14 protein-coding genes are annotated in these 16,529 nt (G+C 66.4%); 2 read left to right on the top strand and 12 right to left on the bottom strand.

Annotation, left to right across the window (positions count from 1 at the left end; genetic code table 11):
- Positions 1-3: 3 nt before the first annotated feature.
- Both pmbA and BSY239_RS11410 read left to right on the top strand, forming a co-directional pair.
- A complete protein-coding gene (gene pmbA / locus BSY239_RS11415) occupies positions 4-1,434 on the top strand; it encodes a metalloprotease PmbA (protein ID WP_069046954.1) in 1,431 nt (476 codons plus the stop codon).
- Between the two features lie 91 nt (positions 1,435-1,525).
- Positions 1,526-2,413, top strand: a complete 888-nt coding sequence (locus tag BSY239_RS11410; RefSeq protein WP_069046953.1) for a DMT family transporter — start codon at positions 1,526-1,528, stop codon at positions 2,411-2,413.
- 1 nt (position 2,414) lies between these two features.
- Here BSY239_RS11410 and BSY239_RS11405 read toward each other — a convergent pair whose 3' ends face one another.
- From BSY239_RS11405 to BSY239_RS11350, 12 genes are all read right to left on the bottom strand, one after another.
- Positions 2,415-2,861, bottom strand: coding sequence for a GatB/YqeY domain-containing protein (locus tag BSY239_RS11405; RefSeq protein WP_069046952.1), 447 nt, complete (start codon positions 2,859-2,861; stop codon positions 2,415-2,417).
- 106 nt (positions 2,862-2,967) lie between these two features.
- On the bottom strand, positions 2,968-3,180 hold the full coding sequence (gene rpsU / locus BSY239_RS11400) for a 30S ribosomal protein S21 (protein WP_056273869.1): 213 nt from the start codon (positions 3,178-3,180) through the stop codon (positions 2,968-2,970).
- 151 nt (positions 3,181-3,331) lie between these two features.
- Positions 3,332-4,534: an NAD(P)/FAD-dependent oxidoreductase gene (locus BSY239_RS11395; RefSeq protein WP_172823099.1), complete on the bottom strand. Its 1,203-nt coding sequence runs from the start codon at positions 4,532-4,534 to the stop codon at positions 3,332-3,334.
- Positions 4,535-4,557: 23 nt separating this feature from the next.
- Positions 4,558-5,685, bottom strand: a complete 1,128-nt coding sequence (locus BSY239_RS11390) for a sterol desaturase family protein (RefSeq protein WP_069046951.1) — start codon at positions 5,683-5,685, stop codon at positions 4,558-4,560.
- A 69-nt stretch (positions 5,686-5,754) separates the two neighbouring features.
- Complete coding sequence (gene cobA, locus BSY239_RS11385; RefSeq protein ID WP_069046950.1) at positions 5,755-6,540, bottom strand: uroporphyrinogen-III C-methyltransferase; 786 nt, start codon at positions 6,538-6,540, stop codon at positions 5,755-5,757.
- On the bottom strand, positions 6,524-7,453 hold the full coding sequence (gene ybiB, locus BSY239_RS11380; RefSeq protein ID WP_069046949.1) for a DNA-binding protein YbiB: 930 nt from the start codon (positions 7,451-7,453) through the stop codon (positions 6,524-6,526). Before ybiB ends, cobA begins: the two co-directional genes overlap by 17 nt.
- 57 nt (positions 7,454-7,510) lie before the next feature.
- Positions 7,511-10,336, bottom strand: a complete 2,826-nt coding sequence (locus BSY239_RS11375; RefSeq protein ID WP_069048941.1) for a nitrate reductase — start codon at positions 10,334-10,336, stop codon at positions 7,511-7,513.
- A gap of 22 nt (positions 10,337-10,358) precedes the next feature.
- The gene (gene nirD / locus BSY239_RS11370) at positions 10,359-10,784 is read right to left on the bottom strand and encodes a nitrite reductase small subunit NirD (protein WP_069046948.1); all 426 of its coding nucleotides are present in this window, start codon (positions 10,782-10,784) and stop codon (positions 10,359-10,361) included.
- Positions 10,781-13,270 carry a nitrite reductase large subunit NirB gene (gene nirB / locus BSY239_RS11365; protein ID WP_069046947.1) on the bottom strand — a complete coding sequence of 830 codons (2,490 nt, stop codon included), beginning with the start codon at positions 13,268-13,270 and terminating at the stop codon, positions 10,781-10,783. Before nirB ends, nirD begins: the two co-directional genes overlap by 4 nt.
- A gap of 10 nt (positions 13,271-13,280) precedes the next feature.
- A complete protein-coding gene (locus BSY239_RS11360) occupies positions 13,281-14,087 on the bottom strand; it encodes an ABC transporter ATP-binding protein (protein ID WP_069046946.1) in 807 nt (268 codons plus the stop codon).
- Positions 14,084-14,998 (bottom strand): nitrate ABC transporter permease, encoded by a 915-nt coding sequence (ntrB, locus tag BSY239_RS11355; RefSeq protein WP_069046945.1) that lies wholly within the window; start codon positions 14,996-14,998, stop codon positions 14,084-14,086. The genes BSY239_RS11360 and ntrB overlap by 4 nt, the downstream gene beginning before the upstream one ends.
- A 27-nt stretch (positions 14,999-15,025) precedes the next feature.
- Positions 15,026-16,336 (bottom strand): ABC transporter substrate-binding protein, encoded by a 1,311-nt coding sequence (locus BSY239_RS11350; RefSeq protein WP_083240189.1) that lies wholly within the window; start codon positions 16,334-16,336, stop codon positions 15,026-15,028.
- Positions 16,337-16,529 lie beyond the last annotated feature (193 nt).

Here is a 16,529-nt window from a genome sequence, read left to right as displayed (position 1 = left end):
GATATGAAAAATGCCCCCCACACCCCGGCCCAGCCCACCGCCTCAAGCTCGGCCAACGCCCCACTCCCCGGTTTCCAGTACGCCCGCGGCCAGTTTGAAGAGCTGGTCGACCTGGCCCTTTCGCATGCCAAACAGCTCGGCGCTGCCGATGCCGCGGCCGAGGTGTCCGAAGGCGCCGGCCTGAGTGTGTCGGTGCGCAAGGGCGAGCTCGAAAACGTGGAGCGCAACCGCGACAAGTCGCTCGGCGTCACGGTGTACCTGGGCCAGAAGCGCGGCAACGCGTCCACCTCCGATTTCTCCGCCGCTGCCGTGCGCCAGACGGTGCAGGCCGCTTACGACATCGCCCGCTTCACCGCCGAAGACCCCATGGCCGGCCTGCCCGACGCGGCCGACGTGGCCGACAGCTACCTCGATCTCGACCTCTTTCACCCCTGGGTGCTGAACTCCGAAGAGGCGATGCGCATCGCGCTCGAATGCGAAGCCGCGGCCTTTGCCACCAGCAAGAAGATCAACAACAGCGAAGGCGCGGGCGTGTCGGCCCAGCAGTCCCACTTTTTCACCGCCCACCTGCGCGACGGTGCGCGCTCCGGTGCCGGCATCTTCAGCGGTGGTTACGCCAGCTCGCGCCACAGCCTGTCGGTGGCCCCCATCGCGGGCAAGGGAGCCAACATGCAGCGCGACTACTGGTACAGCTCGCAGCGTTCGCCGCACGACCTGGCCTCGCCACAAGCCGTGGGCCGCTACGCCGCCGAACGCACGCTGGCGCGCCTGAACGGCCGCAAGATCGCCACCACCGAATGCCCGGTGCTGTTCGAATCGCCCATGGCCGCCGGCCTGCTGGGCGCCTATGTGCAGGCCACCAGCGGCGGCGCGCTCTACCGCAACACCACCTTTTTGCCCAACAGCCTGGGCAAGCGTGTGCTGGCCAAACACATCGACATCCTGGAAGACCCGCACGTGCGCAACGGCAAGGGCAGCTCGCCGTTCGACGACGAAGGCGTGCGCACCGCCAAACGCAAGGTGGTGTCGGCCGGCAAGGTGTTGGGTTATTTCCTGTCCACCTACTCGGCGCGCAAGTTGGGCATGCGCACCACCGGCAACGCCGGCGGCTCGCACAACCTCACGCTCACCAGCCGCCTCACAGCGCCCGGCGACGACCTGCGCGCGATGCTCAAGAAGCTCGGCCGCGGCCTTATGGTCACCGAGCTCATGGGTCAGGGCGTGAACTACGTGACCGGCGACTACTCTCGCGGCGCCTCGGGCTACTGGGTGGAAAACGGCGAGATCGCCTACCCGGTGCACGAGATCACCATCGCCGGCAATCTCAAGGACATGTTCCAGGGCATCGAGGCGGTGGGCGCGGATGCGTACAACTTCGGCGCGAAAACCGTCGGATCCATCTTGATCAACAAGATGAAGATCGCCGGGAGTTGATGACCCCCACGCTCCACCGCTGCGCGGGTCGCTGCCCCCCAAGGGGGCTGGCCTTGCTCGGGGCGGCCCTTCGCGGCTGCCGCTGAGTCAGATGCGTCCGGAAGCGCTGGCGCTGCTCGCTGCCGCCTGCTGGGCTGTCTCCAGCCTGTTCTCCGCCGGGCCTGCCCAGCGTCAGGGTGCGTTTGCCTTCAGCCGCTGGCGCATGCTGTTTGCCAGCTTGATTCTTTGGGCGTTGGCCCTGATGGGTGGGGGTTGGCGCAGCCTGGATGCCTCGGCCATCGGCCTGCTGGCCCTCTCGGGGGTCATCGGCATCTTCATCGGCGACACCGTGCTGTTCGCCTGCATGAACCGCCTGGGCCCGCGCCGCTCGGGCGTTCTGTTCGCCACCCATGCGCTGTTTTCGGCCGTGATCGCCTGGTTTTTCCTGGGCGAAGTGATCTGGGGCCGCGCCCTGATCGGCAGCGGTTTGCTCGTGGGCGGCGTCATGCTGGCCATCGTGTGGGGGCGGCGCAGCGACGAGAAGCACGGCTGGGAGCAGACGCGGGGCCCGCTGTTGATCGGTGTCGGGCTGGGCCTGGCGGCGGCGCTGTGCCAGTCGGTGGCCACCCTCATGCTCAAGCCGCTCATGACCACCGGCGTGGACGCCGTGGCTGCGAGCGCAGCGCGCATGAGTGTGGCTCTGCTGGCACACACGCTGTTGCTGGCCAGCGGATGGCAGGGCGCACGCGCCAAGACGCCATTGACCCGCAAAGACGCCTGGCTCACCTTTCTGAGTGCCGCGGTGGCCATGGCCCTGGGCATGACGCTGATCCTGGCCGCCATGCGGCTCGGGCAGGCTGGCCTGGTGGCGGTCTTGTCCTCGGTCTCGCCGATCCTGATCCTGCCGCTGCTGTGGCTGGTCTACCGGCGCCGACCGGCGGTGGGGGCGTGGTTGGGGGCGGTGCTGGCCGTGCTGGGCACCGCGCTCATCCTGCGCTGATTCAGGCCGCCAAGGCTGACTTCACGGCAGCCGACACCATGCCCATGTCGGCTTTGCCGGCCAGGCGGGTTTTCACCGCGCCCATGACCTTGCCCATGTCGCCCGGGCCGGTGGCACCGAGCTCGGCCACGATGGCCTTGACTTCGGCGGTCACCTCTTCGGCAGACAGGCGCGCGGGCAGGTAGGCCTGCAAGACCTTCAACTCGGCGCTTTCCTTGTCGGCCAGGTCCATGCGGTCGGCCTTGGTGAAGGCTTCGATGCTGTCCTTGCGCTGCTTGATCAGCTTGTCGACGATGGCAACCACCATGGCGTCGTCAAGCTCCACGCGGTCGTCCACTTCCTTCTGCTTCATGGCGGCGGTCAGCAGGCGGATGGTGCCCAGGCGCTCGCTGTCCTTGGCGCGCATGGCGTTCTTCATGTCTTCGGTGATCTGTTCCTTGAGGCTCATGGGGGCTCCTGTGGGGCGGTGAAGGGAGTGTTCAGACAAGAAAAAAGCCCGCCTGAACGTCTTCCAGCGGGCTTTTTCGCGACCGGGCGGACCCGGCAGCAGGTGCTCAGTACAGCTTTTTGGGCAGCTGCATCGAGCGCACACGCTTGTAGTGGCGCTTGACGGCGGCGGCCTTCTTGCGCTTGCGCTCGGCGGTGGGCTTTTCGTAAAACTCACGGGCGCGCAGGTCGGTCAGCAAGCCGAGCTTTTCGATGGTGCGCTTGAAACGGCGCAGAGCGACGTCAAAGGGTTCGTTGTCTTTTACACGGATGGTCGTCATGGGCGAGAAATGTCCAGAATGCGCGGAAAGAGGATGTTCGGGAAGATCGGGCCCAAGCGTCGTATCCGCAAAATGTCCCGTCGTTAACTAGTATTGGCAGACGGGTATTTGCCAGCAAAGCCTTGGATTATAGCCACTTCATGGCCGTTGGCTACAGAGCTTGGGCGCACGCATGGGCCGATGCCCAGGCCCACTGGAAGTTGTAGCCGCCCAGCCAGCCGGTCACGTCCACCACCTCGCCGATGAAATACAGACCCGGCTGCTTCGATTCCATGGTTTGTGACGACAGGTCGCGTGTGTCCACGCCGCCCAGCGTCACCTCGGCCTTTTTGTAGCCTTCGGTGCCGGTGGGGGTGATTTCCCAGCGCGACAGGCGCTCGGCGAGCCGGGTCAGGGCCTTGTCGGACGCCTCGGCCACCGGTCGCTGCCAGTCGGCGTCCTGCTGCACCCAGGCGTCGGCCAGGCGGCTGGGCACGAGGCCGGCGAGTTCGTTGGTGATCAGCTTGCGTGAGGTGGCCTTGGCGCGGGCCAGCGCGGCGGGCAGGTCGGTGTCGGGCGCCAGATTCAGGCGGATCGGGGTCTTGTCGTGCCAGTAGCTCGAAATCTGCAACACCGCCGGGCCCGAGAGGCCGCGGTGGGTGAACAGCAGGTCTTCGTTGAACGCCATGCGGATCTTCTTGTCGCCGGTCTCGATGCGAACTGGCAGCGCGAGGCCCGAGAGTCCGGCGTACGGCAACCAATGGTCACCGTCGAACGTCATCGGCACTAGGCCCGGGCGCGGCTCGACCAGACGCAGGTCGAACTGTTTTGCGATGCGGTAACCGAAGTCGGTCGCACCGATCTTGGGGATGGACAGGCCGCCGGTGGCCACCACCACGGAGCGGCTGCGCACCGGGCCCCGGTCGGTGTCGAGTTCGTACATCCCCTCGCTGTCCACCCGCACGGCCTGGATGCCGCAGGGCTGCCAGCGCTGCACGCCACCGGCGTCGCACTCGCGCAGCAGCATCTGGATCAGGTCTTCGGCCGAGTGGTCGCAGAACAGCTGGCCCTTGTGCTTTTCGTGGAAGGCGATGCCGTGCGTCTGCAGGAGCGAGATGAAGTCGGCCGGCGTGTAGCGCGACAGCGCGGAGCGGCAGAAGTTCGGGTTGGCGCTGATGAAGTGCTTGTGCGGGGCGTGCGGGTCGAGGTCGCGGTTGGTGAAGTTGGCGCGGCCGCCGCCCGAAATGCGGATCTTTTCGGCCACCTTCTCGCTGTGATCGAGCACGAGCACGCTCAAGCCGCGTTGACCGGCGATGCCGGCACAGAACAGGCCGGCGGCGCCAGCGCCGATGACGATGGCGTCGAAGTTTTGCATGGCGCGCAGTGTAGGCTGGGCGCTCAGCCTTTCCAGGTGAAGGGGAACGCGAGCTGCTTGAGAAAGCCCTTGGGCACGTAGTCGCCCAGCACGCCGTAGCGCTCGGGCCAGACCTTGTGGCTGTTGACGGCGGTGCCGAACAGGTGGTCGAGGAAGGCGTAGTGCGCGGCGTAGTTTTTGTCCAGCGCGTCGGCGTCCTGGCTGTGGTGCCAGTGGTGGAAGTTGGGCGTGACGATGAGGTAGCGCAGCGGGCCCAGGCGCACGCTCACGTTGGCGTGGTTGAACACGGCCTGGAAGCCCACCACGATGATGTAGGCGTCGATCACTTCCTTGGAGAACCCCAGCAGGTAGATGGGCCCGAGCACCAGCGTGCGCGTGATGATGGTTTCCAGGATGTGCTGGCGCGAGCCGGCCATCCAGTCCATGTGCTTGGTGCTGTGGTGCACCGCGTGCAGACGCCATAGCAGGGGCACCTCGTGGTACGCGCGGTGCGTCCAGTACTGGGCAAGATCCGCCACCAGAATGATCAGCGGCAGCGCGGCCCAGAACGGCAGCGCCGCGATCCATCCGCGCACACCGTCCACCGGCACCCAGCCGAAGAGGTTGTGCACCAGCAGGTTGGTGGCCAGCAGCATGAAGCCGATCACCATGTGGTTGACGATGAAGTGGTGAAAGTCGGTCTGCCACTCGGGGCGGAACACCGGCTGGTCCTTGCGCAGGGCAAACAGCTTTTCAATGAAGATGAAGATCAGCGCCGAGCCCAGCAGATCGAGGATGAACCAGTCCATGCCGATGTAGGGCGTGTGGTCGGGGAAGTTCGGGTCCACCTCCACCTGGTGCCCACCCAGCAGCGCGCTGAGCGTGACCAGCGCAAACGCAAAGGCAGACAACCAGCGCGCGCGGTTGAACAACACGTTGACCAGGCTCAGGCCGCCGGCGATCACCATGCCCGCGAAGAGCAACTGGCGCATGAGGCCCACGTCGTACTGCTGGCGCAGCTGCGGCGTGGTGAGGTACTGCGGAAAGTGGAAGGCCATCACGCCGAGGAAACACAGGATGGCCAGCGACAACGCAATGGCGCCGGTGACGAGGCCACGGCCCGGGCGCAGCGCGCCGTGGCCTTCGGTGAACTGGTTGAGTTTTTTGAGCATGCAGCAGGCTCCCGGGCGCCCCGACGGGGGCGCGGCTGCGGCAGTGTAGCGGGGCGCTGGCGCGCGGGCTCAGGCCGTGCGGGCGAGCGGCAGAGGCGTCTGAAGAGCGGCGATGCCGCTGACCACATCGCCCACCACGATCACCGCCGGGCTGCCCAGGCCTTCGCGCTCGATGGTGGCGCGCAGTTGCCCCAGCGTGGTGACAGCGTGGCGCTGATGGGGCAGCGTGGCGTGCTGGATCACGGCCACCGGTGTGTGGGTGGGCAGACCGGTGAGCAGATCGGTCTGGATCTGCTGCGAACCGCTCACGCCCATGTAGATCACCAGCGTGAGCTTGGCGTCGCGCGCGGTGGCCGCCAGGGACGGCCAGTCGGTGCCGCTGTCGCCGGGCTTGGCGTGGCCGGTGACGAACACCACGCCATGCGCGTGTTCGCGGTGCGTGAGCGGCACACCCAGCGAGGTGAGCCCGGCCAGGCCGGCCGTGATGCCGTTGACCACCTGCACCTCGATGCCGGCGGCGCGCAGGGCTTCGACCTCTTCACCGCCGCGCCCGAAGATGAAGGGGTCGCCGCCCTTGAGCCGCACCACCACCTCGCCTTCGCTCGCGGCCATCACCATGAGCTTTTCAATGAAGGCCTGCGGTGTGCTCTTGCAGCCGCCGCGCTTGCCCACGTGCACGATGCGCGCACGCGGTGACGCATGGGCCAGCACCGCGTCGCTCACCAGATCGTCAACGAGCAGCACGGTCGCCGCGCTGATGGCCTTGACGGCCTTGAGCGTGAGCAGCTCCGGGTCGCCCGGGCCTGCGCCGACGAGTGAAACGGTACCGGGCAGGAACTCAGAGGGCGTGTGCATGGGCTGGGGATTCATGGTGCTCGATCGCTCGCAAGATGTGTTCCACCTGCAGTGCGATCGGCGTGGGAATGGGTAACGAATCGTTGAGCACCGCTCGGATGTAGGCCGCGGTGTGCACCGCGTCCACCGTGGGCAGCGAAGGCAGTTGCGCGAGTGGCCCGTCTTGCTGTGGCTGCACCTCGGTGCGCTCGCCGTCCTGAAAGATTTCCATGCGCGGTGTGCGGCGCGCATCGGCCACCGGTTCACCTTCGGTGCCGCGCAGCAGCATGGCGTGGGCACCGGTGAGGGCCCAGGTGGCGGCCATGGAGCTGGCGTATTCGGGGTGGGTGTAGCTGCCCACGATGAAGGCTTTGCCCACGCACGGGTTCATCAGCTTGACCAGGCTGTGCGCCGGGTTGCGCAGGCCCACCACGCGGCGCACATCGAGCAGGCGCTTGAGGCCGGGGCACAGCACCTCGGTCGGCACAAAGGCCACGTCGCCCGCGGCGAGCCGGGCCACCTGGGGGGCTGGCAACACACCGAGTTCGCGGAACACGGCGGACGCAAACACGCGCTTGTCTTCGGTGGCCGTGCCGTGCACCAGCACCGGCACACCCTGGCGCGCCAGCAGCAGTGCGAGCAGGGGCGTGAGCACCGGCAGCTTGCGCGCACCGTTGTAGCTGGGCAGCACCACGGTGGTGAGGCCGTTGTCGGGCATCAGGTTCAAGCGGGCGTGGGCAGCGTCGAGAAAGCCCGCCATCTCGTCAGGCGTTTCGCCCTTGATGCGCATGGCCAGACAAAAGCCGCCCACCTCGAGGTCGGTCACCGCGCCGTCGAGCACCTGCCCCAGCAGATCGGTGGATTGCTCGCGCGTGAGTGCACGCGCGCCGTCTTTGCCGCGGCCGATCTCTTTGATGTAGTGGCTGATCCCCATGGCGCGCGATTGTCCGGGAAGTTTGATGACTCGGCGTTATATGTCGAAAGCCGGGGCTCAGGCGGGCAAGAGCGCCGGCGTGGCACGCACGAGGCGTTTGAGCTCGGGCACACACGAGCCGCAGTTGGTGCCGCAGCGCAGGCTGCCCTGCAGCGTGGCCAGGCGTTCGTCGTCGCTGCCTTCGCAGGTGGCGAGCCGTTCGGTGATGGCCAGGTCGGTCACGTTGAAGCAGGTGCACACCTGCCGGCCCTTGGCCTCGAGGGCCACCGGGGGCTTGGCGCCGGGCATGAGCAGGCGGCGGCCGTAGGCGTCGGCGGGCAGCTCGTCCTGCAGCAGCGGCTTGAGCCAGGCCTCGGCGCGCGTGTCGCCGGCAAGCATGAAACCGTCGAGCCGTGTGACATCGCCCAAGCGCACCAGCCGCGCGGCGCGGTGCTGGCCCAGGCGTTTGTCGGCGTAGCGCAAGGCGTCGGCGGTGTTCAGTCCGAGCAAGGCTTCGATGCGCTCGATCAGCTCGGGTCCGGGCGCGTCGTGTGCGGCCGCGCGGAACAAGACACCGGTGCGCTCCCGGCCGAACGGGACACAGGACGCAAACGGAAACTCCGCCATGAGTTCGCGCAAACCTTGCTGGGCACCCAGCGCGTCGGTCTCCGGCAGCCAAGCCATGGCGAGCAGCGTCCAGGGCAGCTCGGCCTTGAGCACCTTCACCGCCGCATGTTTGAGTTCGGGTTGTTTTGAGGAGGGACAGTAAGACGAGGTGGTGAGCGCGTTCACACCCGCGAGCCGCTCGCCCGTGCTGCTCATGCCACCGAGGTACTCGGCGCCCCAGTGCATGGCGATGAAGGCCTGCGACAGGCCGATGTCGTCCGAGCCTTGCAGCGGCACCAGGATGGAGCCGCGTTTGCTGGTCACGTGCACCAGGTCCCCGTCTTTCAGGCCAAGGCGTTCCATGTCCTGCGGATTGAGCTGCACCGCCGGCTCGGCCACATGGCCGAACAGGCGGCCCAGCGTGCCGGTGCGCGTCATGCCGTGCCACTGGTCGCGCAGGCGGCCGGTGGTGAGCGAGAAGGGGTAACGCGATTCGCGCGGCTCGGCCAGGGGGACGAAGGGCAGGGCGGCGAAGCGGGCTTTGCCGTCGGGGGTGGGAAAGAGGCCGTCTTCGTAGAGGCGCTGTTTTCCTTGCGCCTCACCGGTCCTGATGGGCCATTGCCGTGGGCCTTGTTGTTCCAGCATGGCGTAGCTGAGACCCGTGATGTCGAGATCGCGCCCGCGCGTGGACTCGCGGTGTTCGTTCCAGATGGGCTCGGGTGACGGGTAGGGGAACAGCGTGGCCTGACCGGGGCGCAGGCGGGTTTCGAGCTGCTGTGCGAAGTCCACCACGATGCGCCAGTCGTGCCGCGCGTCGCCCGGTGCGGGCACGGCGGGACGCACGCGACTGATGCGCCGTTCGCTGTTGGTCACCGTGCCGTCCTTCTCGCCCCAGGTGGTGGCAGGCAGCAGCAGGTCGGCGAAGTCGCAGGTGGCCGCCGTGGCGTAGGCCTCCTGCACCACCACGAACTCGGCGCGTTGCAGCGCGCGGCGCACGGTGGCCTGGTCGGGCATGGACTGGGCCGGGTTGGTGCAGGCAATCCACAGCGCCTTGATCTCGCCATCGGCCGCCGCTTCGAACATCTCCACCGCGCTTTTGCCGGGCTTGTCGGGCACGCTGGGCACACCCCAGAGCGCCGCCACTTCGGCGCGGTGCTGCGGGTTGGCCAGGTCGCGGTGGGCGCTCAGCAGGTTGGCCAGGCCGCCGACCTCGCGCCCGCCCATGGCGTTGGGCTGGCCGGTGAGGCTGAAGGGGCCGGCGCCGGGTTTTCCGATCTGGCCGGTGGCCAGGTGCAGGTTGATCAGGGTGGCGTTCTTGGCGGTGCCGCTGCTGCTCTGGTTCAGGCCCTGGCAATACAGGCTGAGCGTGGCGGGCGAGGTGGCGAACCACTGGGCGGCGGTATGGAGGTCTTCCTTCTTCAGACCACAGGCCTGGGACACACGTTCGGGCGAGTATTCGCGCACCAGCGACTTGAGCGCATCAAAGCCGGTGGTGTGGGCCGCGATGTACGCGGCATCGAGCCAGCCTTCCCACAACATGATGTGCAGCAGGCCGTGGAACAGCATCACGTCGCTGCCGGGTTGCAGCGGCAGGAACAAATCCGCGAAGCCGGCGGTGTCGGTGCGGCGCGGGTCGGCCACGATCACCTTCATGGCCGGGTTGTTTTTCTTCGCTTCCTCGATGCGGCGGAACAGCACCGGGTGCGCAAAGGCCGCGTTGCTGCCGACGATGAACAGGCAGCTGGCGTGGTTCACATCGTCGTAGCAGGCGGGTGGCGCGTCGGCTCCCAGCGTGAGCTTGTAGCCGGCCACCGCGCTGCTCATGCACAGACGCGAATTGGTGTCGACGTTGTTGGTGCCGATCAGGCCCTTGGCCAGCTTGTTGAAGACGTAGTAGTCCTCGGTGAGCAGCTGGCCGCTGATGTAGAAGCCGACCGCATCAACGCCGTGGTGTTCGATGACGGAGGCGAATCGGTCGGTGGCGAGGTCCAGCGCGGCGTCCCAGCCGAGGGGCTGGGCAGGGCCGCCGCGCTCCAGCCGCCGCAGGGGTTGCAGCAAACGGGTCTGTTGTGCGATCGCTGGCGAGGCGGTGAGGTGCAGGGTCTGGCCCTTGGTGCACAGTTTTCCGAAGTTGGCCGGGTGGTCCGGGTCGCCGCGCACGCCGGTGATCTGGCTGCCCTCGGTTTCGATGATCACGCCGCAGCCGACGCCGCAGTAGGGGCAGGTCGATCGCGTGAGGCGGGGGGCTCCCTCTCCCTCTGGGAGCGGGTTGGAGTGAGGGCCGCTTCCGGAGCGCAGGGGCACGGGGAAAGCCCTCACCCTAGCCCTCTCCCAAAGGGAGAGGGGACAAAACAGCCAGGGGGAGAGGAGACAAGTCGCGTCTCGCCGGGCCAGCGACGGGACGCGTGAGGTCGGTGGCGTGGGTTGAGAGTTCCTGCGCGTCCAGGTGCACCACGCCGTTCTCCACCTTCACCGCAAACCTCGGCGTGCAGCCCTCGTCGGGCGCCTTCGCGCAGCCGCTGTCGAGGCCGATGGTCCAGTTGTGCAGCGGGCAGGCCACGCTGGTGCCGAAGACGATGCCCTGGCTGAGCGGGCCACCCTTGTGCGGGCAGCGGTCGAGCAGGGCGAACACCTCGTCCTGCGCGTTGCGGAACACCGCCACGTCCAGGCCGTGTTCACGTTGCACGCAGCGCGAGCCCAACACGGGAATGTCGTCCACACGGGCGATAGGGATCCATGAATTCATATGGTGCTCCCTTCCATCGCAACCGCCTTGATCGGAATGAACTGGCGCGTGTCCACCGCCGCCTTCTGGTGTTCGAACCACGGATCGGGTTCACCGTCGAGCGCGAACTGCAACTCGGCCCACAGCGCCTTGCGACCCTCGTGGTCGTCGAGGATCTTCTTCTTCACATAGTCCAGACCCACACGGTTCACGTAGTGCACGGTCCGCTCCAGGTACCAGCCCTCCAGGCGGTAAAGCTGCATGAAGGCGCCGGTGTACTCGAGCACTTCCTCTGCCGTCTTGAGCTTGGTGAAAAAGTGCGCCACTTCCGTCTTGATGCCGCCGTTGCCGGCCACATACATCTCCCAACCCGAGTCCACGCCGATGATGCCCACGTCCTTGATGCCGGCCTCGGCGCAGTTGCGCGGGCAGCCCGACACCGCGAACTTCACCTTGTGCGGTGCGTACATGCGCCACATCGCGCGCTCCAGGTCCTTGCCCATCTGCGTGCTGTCCTGCGTGCCCATGCGGCACCACTCGCTGCCCACGCAGGTCTTCACCGTGCGCAAGGCCTTGGCGTAGGCGTGGCCGCTGGGCATGCCGATGTCGTTCCACACCGCCTGCAGGTCTTCTTTCTTCACGCCGAGCAGGTCGATGCGCTGGCCGCCGGTGACCTTCACCGTCGGGATCTTGTACTTGTCCACCGCATCGGCGATGCGGCGCAGTTCGTCCGCCGTGGTCTCGCCGCCCCACATGCGCGGGATCACGCTGTAGGTGCCGTCCTTCTGGATGTTGGCGTGCATGCGCTCGTTGATGAAGCGGCTTTGCGGATCGTCCTTCGCCTCTTTCGGCCAGGTGCTGATCAGGTAGTAGTTGACGGCGGGCCGGCAGGACGCGCAGCCGTTGGGCGTGCGCCAGCCCATGCCGGCGAACACCGCGCCGGTGTTGGTGTACTTGCTTTGCCGGATCGCGTCGCGCACGGCCTGATGACCGTGATCGGTGCAGCCGCACATGGCCTTGAGCTTGGGCGTGGCCGAGTAGTCACCACCGGCGGTGAACATCAGGATCTGTTCCACCAGACCGGTGCACGAACCGCAGCTCGCGCTGGCCTTGGTCTGCTTGCGCACCTCTTCGAGTGTGAACAGGCCCTTGTCCTTGATGGCCTTGCAGATCGCGCCTTTGGTCACGCCGTTGCAACCGCAGACTTCATCGGTGTCGGCCATGGCCGAGGCCTTGCTCTGGCCCTGGTGGCCCACGTCGCCGATGTTGGATTCGCCAAACATCAGCTTGTCGCGGATGTCGGCCACGCTGCGGCCGTCGCGCAGCAGCTTGAAGTACCACGAACCGTCGACCGTGTCGCCGTAGAGGCAGGCGCCCACCAGCTTGTCGTCCTGGATCACCAGCTTCTTGTAGACGCCGCCCGACGGGTCGCTCATCACGATCTCTTCGGTGTTGGCGCCGCCGGTGAAGTTGCCGGCACTGAAGAGGTCGATGCCGGTGACCTTGAGCTTGGTCGAGGTGAGCGAGCCTACGTAGCGGCCGATGCCGAACTCGGCCAGGTGCGTGGCCAGCACCTTGCCCTGCTCGAACAGTGGCGCCACCAGGCCGTAGGCGATGCCGCGGTGTGCCGCGCATTCGCCCACCGCGTAGATGCGCGGGTCGGTCACGGTCTGCAGCGTGTCGCTCACCACGATGCCCTTGTTCACATGCAGGCGCATGCTCTCGGCCAGCGCGGTGTTGGGGCGGATGCCCACGGCCATCACCACCAGATCGGCCGGCACCTCGGTGCCGTCCTTGAAGCGGATCGCCCGGACCCGGCCTTCATCGTTGCCCACCAGTTCCTGCGTCTGCGCACCCATCAAAAACGTCATGCCGCGCTCTTCCAGCGAGGCCTGCAGCAGCTGGCCTGCCACCTCGTCGAGCTGGCGCTCCATGAGCCACGGGCCCACGTGCACCACGCTCACCGCCATGCCGCGTTTCATCAAACCGTTGGCGGCCTCCAGACCCAGCAGACCGCCGCCGATGACGACCGCGTGGCTGTAGCGTGTGGCCGCGTCGATCATGGCCTGCGTGTCGGCGATGTCGCGGTAGGCGAGCACGCCCGCCAGGTCCTTGCCCGGGATGGGCAGCATGAAGGGGTTGGAACCGGTGGCCATGATGAGCCGGTCGTACGGCGCTTCGATCACGCTGCCGTCGGCACCGGTGGCGCGCACCATGCGCTTGACGCGGTCCACTTCGGTCACGGTTTTGCCGGCGTGCAGGGTGATGCCGTTGTCGGTGTACCAGGCCCAGTCGTTGAGCACGATCTCGTCGAGCGTCTGCTCACCGGCGAGCACCGGCGAGAGCAGGATGCGGTTGTAGTTCGGGTGGGGCTCGGCGCCGAAGACGGTGATGTCGTAGAGATCGGGGGCGAGCTTGAGCAGCTCCTCGATCGTGCGCACACCGGCCATGCCGTTGCCGACCATCACCAGTTTCAGTTTTGCTTTCGGGTTGACGCGCATGTCCATGGTGTTCTCCTCAAGCCACTTTTTCAACGTGCGCCTGGCGCGTGTAGAGGAAGTCGATCACCGCCTTTCGGCACTGCTGGTATTTGGGCTCGTCGGCCAGTGCCACGCGGTTGCGCGGGCGCGGCAGGTCCACCGTCAAGATCTCGCCGATGGTGGCGGCCGGACCGTTGGTGAGCATCACGATGCGGTCGCTCAGCAGCACGGCTTCGTCCACGTCGTGCGTGACCATGACCACCGTGCTGTGCGTGCGCGCCACGATGTCGAGCAGCTCGTCTTGCAGCTTGGCGCGGGTGAGCGCGTCAAGCGCGCCAAAGGGTTCGTCCATGAGCAGGACCTTGGGTTCCATCGACAGGGCGCGGGCAATGCCCACGCGCTGCTTCATGCCGCCGGAAATCTCGCCGGGTCGTTTCTGCGCGGCGGGTGTGAGGCCCACCATGGCCAATGCGGCGTCGGTGCGCTCCTTGAGTTGCGCCTTGGTCTCGGTGGCCGAGAACACGCGTTCGACAGCGAGGTAGACGTTCTCGAAACAGGTGAGCCAGGGCAGCAGCGAGTGGTTCTGGAACACCACCGCGCGCTCCGGGCCGGGGCCTGCAATCTCCTTGTCGGCGCACAGCAGCACGCCGTTGGTGGGCACGGTCAAACCGGCAATGAGGTTGAGCAGGGTGGACTTGCCGCAACCCGAGTGACCGATGAGGGTGACGAACTCGCCCTTGGCCACGGTCAGGTTGATGTCGCGCAGCGCGGGGAAGTTGCCCTTCTTCGTCTTGAAGGTCTGCTCGACACCCTGGATCTCGATGTATTTGGAAGCGTCGCTCATGATTTGACTTCCTCAAACGTGAACAAGGTGGCCAGCTTGATGAGGCCGAATTCGAGCACCAGGCCCACGATGCCGATCACGAAGATGGCGATGATGATGCTGGCCACGTTGAGGTTGTTCCACTCGTCCCAGATCCAGAAGCCGATGCCCACGCCACCGGTCAGCATCTCGGCGGCCACGATCACCAGCCACGCCGTTCCCACCGCCAGGCGCACGCCGGTCAAGAGGTAGGGCAGCACGGCGGGGAACAGGATCTTGGTGAAGATCTTCCACTCGCTCAGGTTGAGCACGCGTGCCACGTTCATGTAGTCCTGCGGCACGCGCTGCACGCCTACCGCGGTGTTGATGATCATGGGCCAGATGGAGCAGATGAAGATGGTCCAGATGGCGGCCGGGTTGGCGCCCTTGAAGACCAGCAAGCCGATCGGCAGCCAGGCCAGGGGCGACACCGGGCGCAGCAGGCTGATGAGCGGGTTGAACATGCGGCTCAGGAATTCAAAGCGGCCGATGGCAAAACCCGCCGGAATGCCGACGGCTGCGGCCAGACCGAAGCCGATGGCCACGCGCTGCAGTGACATGAGCACGTTCCAGCCCACACCCTGGTCGTTCGGGCCGACCTGGTAGAACGGATCGGAGAACACCTCCAGCGCCTGCTTCCAGGTTTCCAGCGGTGTGGGAATGCCGCTCTCACCGGTGCCGGCCACCACGGCCCAGACGGTGATGAGGAAGACCAGGCCCAGCACCGGCGGCAGCACGTTGGTCCAGAGAAAGCGCAGGTCCCAGCCGCGCTTGAACTGAACGACCGGCGCGGGCGCCGGCCGGGGAACCGCGGCCACTGTGGTTACGGCGTGCGGCTCGGCCTTGGTGGCGGGAGCCACCTCCAGTGGCGAATGAAAAACGGCGCTGACCATGTTGGTTCTCCGGTGCGGCGGGCCTGATCAGGCCGCCTTGATCTTGAAGCCGTCGGCGTACTTGGCGGGGTCCTTGCCGTCCCACACCACACCGTCCATGAGCTTGGCGCTGCGCATGTCGGACTTGGGCAACGCCGTCTTGGTCGCGGTGGCCGCTTCCTTGTAGATGTCGATGCGGTTGACCTGCTTGGCCACGGCCAGGTAGTCGGGGTGCGACTTGAGCAGGCCCCAGCGCTTGTGCTGGGTGAGGAACCACATGCCGTCGCTGAGGTAGGGGAAGTTCACCAGCCCGTCGTTGAAGAACTTCATGTGGTTGGGGTCGTCCCAGGTCTTGCCCATGCCGTTCTGGTAGCGGCCCAGGATGCGCTGGTTGATCGCGTCCACGCCGGTGTTCACGTACGAGCGTTGGGCGATCGTCTCGGCCATCTTGTTCTTGTTCTGCAGGCCGGCGTCGATCCATTTGCTGGCTTCCAGGATGGCGGCTGTCACGGCGCGCGCGGTGTTCGGGTTTTTCTGCACGAACTCGGCGGTGGTGCCCAGCACCTTCTCGGGGTGGTCTTTCCAGATGTCCTGTGTGGTGTTGGCCGTGATGCCGATGCCGTCGACGATGGCGCGGTGGTTCCAGGGTTCGCCCACGCAGAAGCCGTCCATGTTGCCCACACGCATGTTGGCCACCATCTGCGGCGGCGGCACCACGATGGCGCGCGCGTCCTTGAACGGATCGATGCCGGCGCTGGCCAGCCAGTAGTAGAGCCACATGGCGTGGGTGCCGGTGGGAAAGGTCTGTGCGAAGGTGTACTCGCGCTTCTCCTTGGCCATCACCTTGGCGAGCGACGGGCCGTCCACCGCACCCTGGTCAGCGAGCTTCTTCGACAACGTGATGGCCTGGCCGTTGTTGTTCAGGCTCATCAACACCGCCATGTCCTTCTTCGGACCGGAGGTGCCCAGCTGCAGGCCATAGACCAGGCCGTAGAGCACGTGGGCGAAGTCCAGTTCGCCGTTGACGAGCTTGTCGCGCACACCGGCCCAGCTGGCTTCCTTGGTGGGGACGATCTTCACGCCGTACTTCTTGTCGATGCCGAGTTCGGCGGCCATCACCACACTGGCACAGTCGGTCAGGGGAATGAAGCCGATCCTGACCTCGGTTTTTTCAGGGGCGTCCGAGCCGGCCGCCCACACGCCGCTGTGGCCCAGCGTGGAGAAGAAGGCAGCGCCGCCGATGGCGGTGCTCTTCTTGATGAAATCGCGCCTGGATGCCGCTGCGGTCTCGGTCGCCACATCGGGTTTGCTGTCGACCGGGGTCGGGGCAACGGTGGTGCCGGGGATGTCTGCGTTCATGTCCAACTCCTTGCTGATGAAAAAAACCGGACCCCAAAAGCACAACGGCGCCCATCTCCAAGCCTGCGGATCGCAAACCGGAAATGGACGCCGTTGTCCTGTGTCGGGGGTGACTGTTGGAAGCCGGACCGCCATTGGCCCGTTTTCCTCTGTCCTTCTCAAAGCAGGTTGTGTGCCAGCGTCAACGTCGACG

Origin of the sequence: Hydrogenophaga sp. RAC07 (assembly GCF_001713375.1) — a bacterium.
GTDB lineage: Bacteria > Pseudomonadota > Gammaproteobacteria > Burkholderiales > Burkholderiaceae_C > Hydrogenophaga.
The sequence above is the reverse complement of the archived record's forward strand: the minus strand, read 5'-3'. Positions and strand labels throughout refer to the sequence as shown.

Coding starts and splice junctions, on each gene's coding strand:
- pmbA (WP_069046954.1), top strand. CDS start 4: ATGAAAAATGCCCCCCACACCCCGGCCCAGCCCACCGCCTCAAGCTCG.
- BSY239_RS11410 (WP_069046953.1), top strand. CDS start 1,526: ATGCGTCCGGAAGCGCTGGCGCTGCTCGCTGCCGCCTGCTGGGCTGTC.
- BSY239_RS11405 (WP_069046952.1), bottom strand. CDS start 2,861: ATGAGCCTCAAGGAACAGATCACCGAAGACATGAAGAACGCCATGCGC.
- rpsU (WP_056273869.1), bottom strand. CDS start 3,180: ATGACGACCATCCGTGTAAAAGACAACGAACCCTTTGACGTCGCTCTG.
- BSY239_RS11395 (WP_172823099.1), bottom strand. CDS start 4,534: ATGCAAAACTTCGACGCCATCGTCATCGGCGCTGGCGCCGCCGGCCTG.
- BSY239_RS11390 (WP_069046951.1), bottom strand. CDS start 5,685: ATGCTCAAAAAACTCAACCAGTTCACCGAAGGCCACGGCGCGCTGCGC.
- cobA (WP_069046950.1), bottom strand. CDS start 6,540: ATGCACACGCCCTCTGAGTTCCTGCCCGGTACCGTTTCACTCGTCGGC.
- ybiB (WP_069046949.1), bottom strand. CDS start 7,453: ATGGGGATCAGCCACTACATCAAAGAGATCGGCCGCGGCAAAGACGGC.
- nirD (WP_069046948.1), bottom strand. CDS start 10,784: ATGAATTCATGGATCCCTATCGCCCGTGTGGACGACATTCCCGTGTTG.
- nirB (WP_069046947.1), bottom strand. CDS start 13,270: ATGGACATGCGCGTCAACCCGAAAGCAAAACTGAAACTGGTGATGGTC.
- BSY239_RS11360 (WP_069046946.1), bottom strand. CDS start 14,087: ATGAGCGACGCTTCCAAATACATCGAGATCCAGGGTGTCGAGCAGACC.
- ntrB (WP_069046945.1), bottom strand. CDS start 14,998: ATGGTCAGCGCCGTTTTTCATTCGCCACTGGAGGTGGCTCCCGCCACC.
- BSY239_RS11350 (WP_083240189.1), bottom strand. CDS start 16,336: ATGAACGCAGACATCCCCGGCACCACCGTTGCCCCGACCCCGGTCGAC.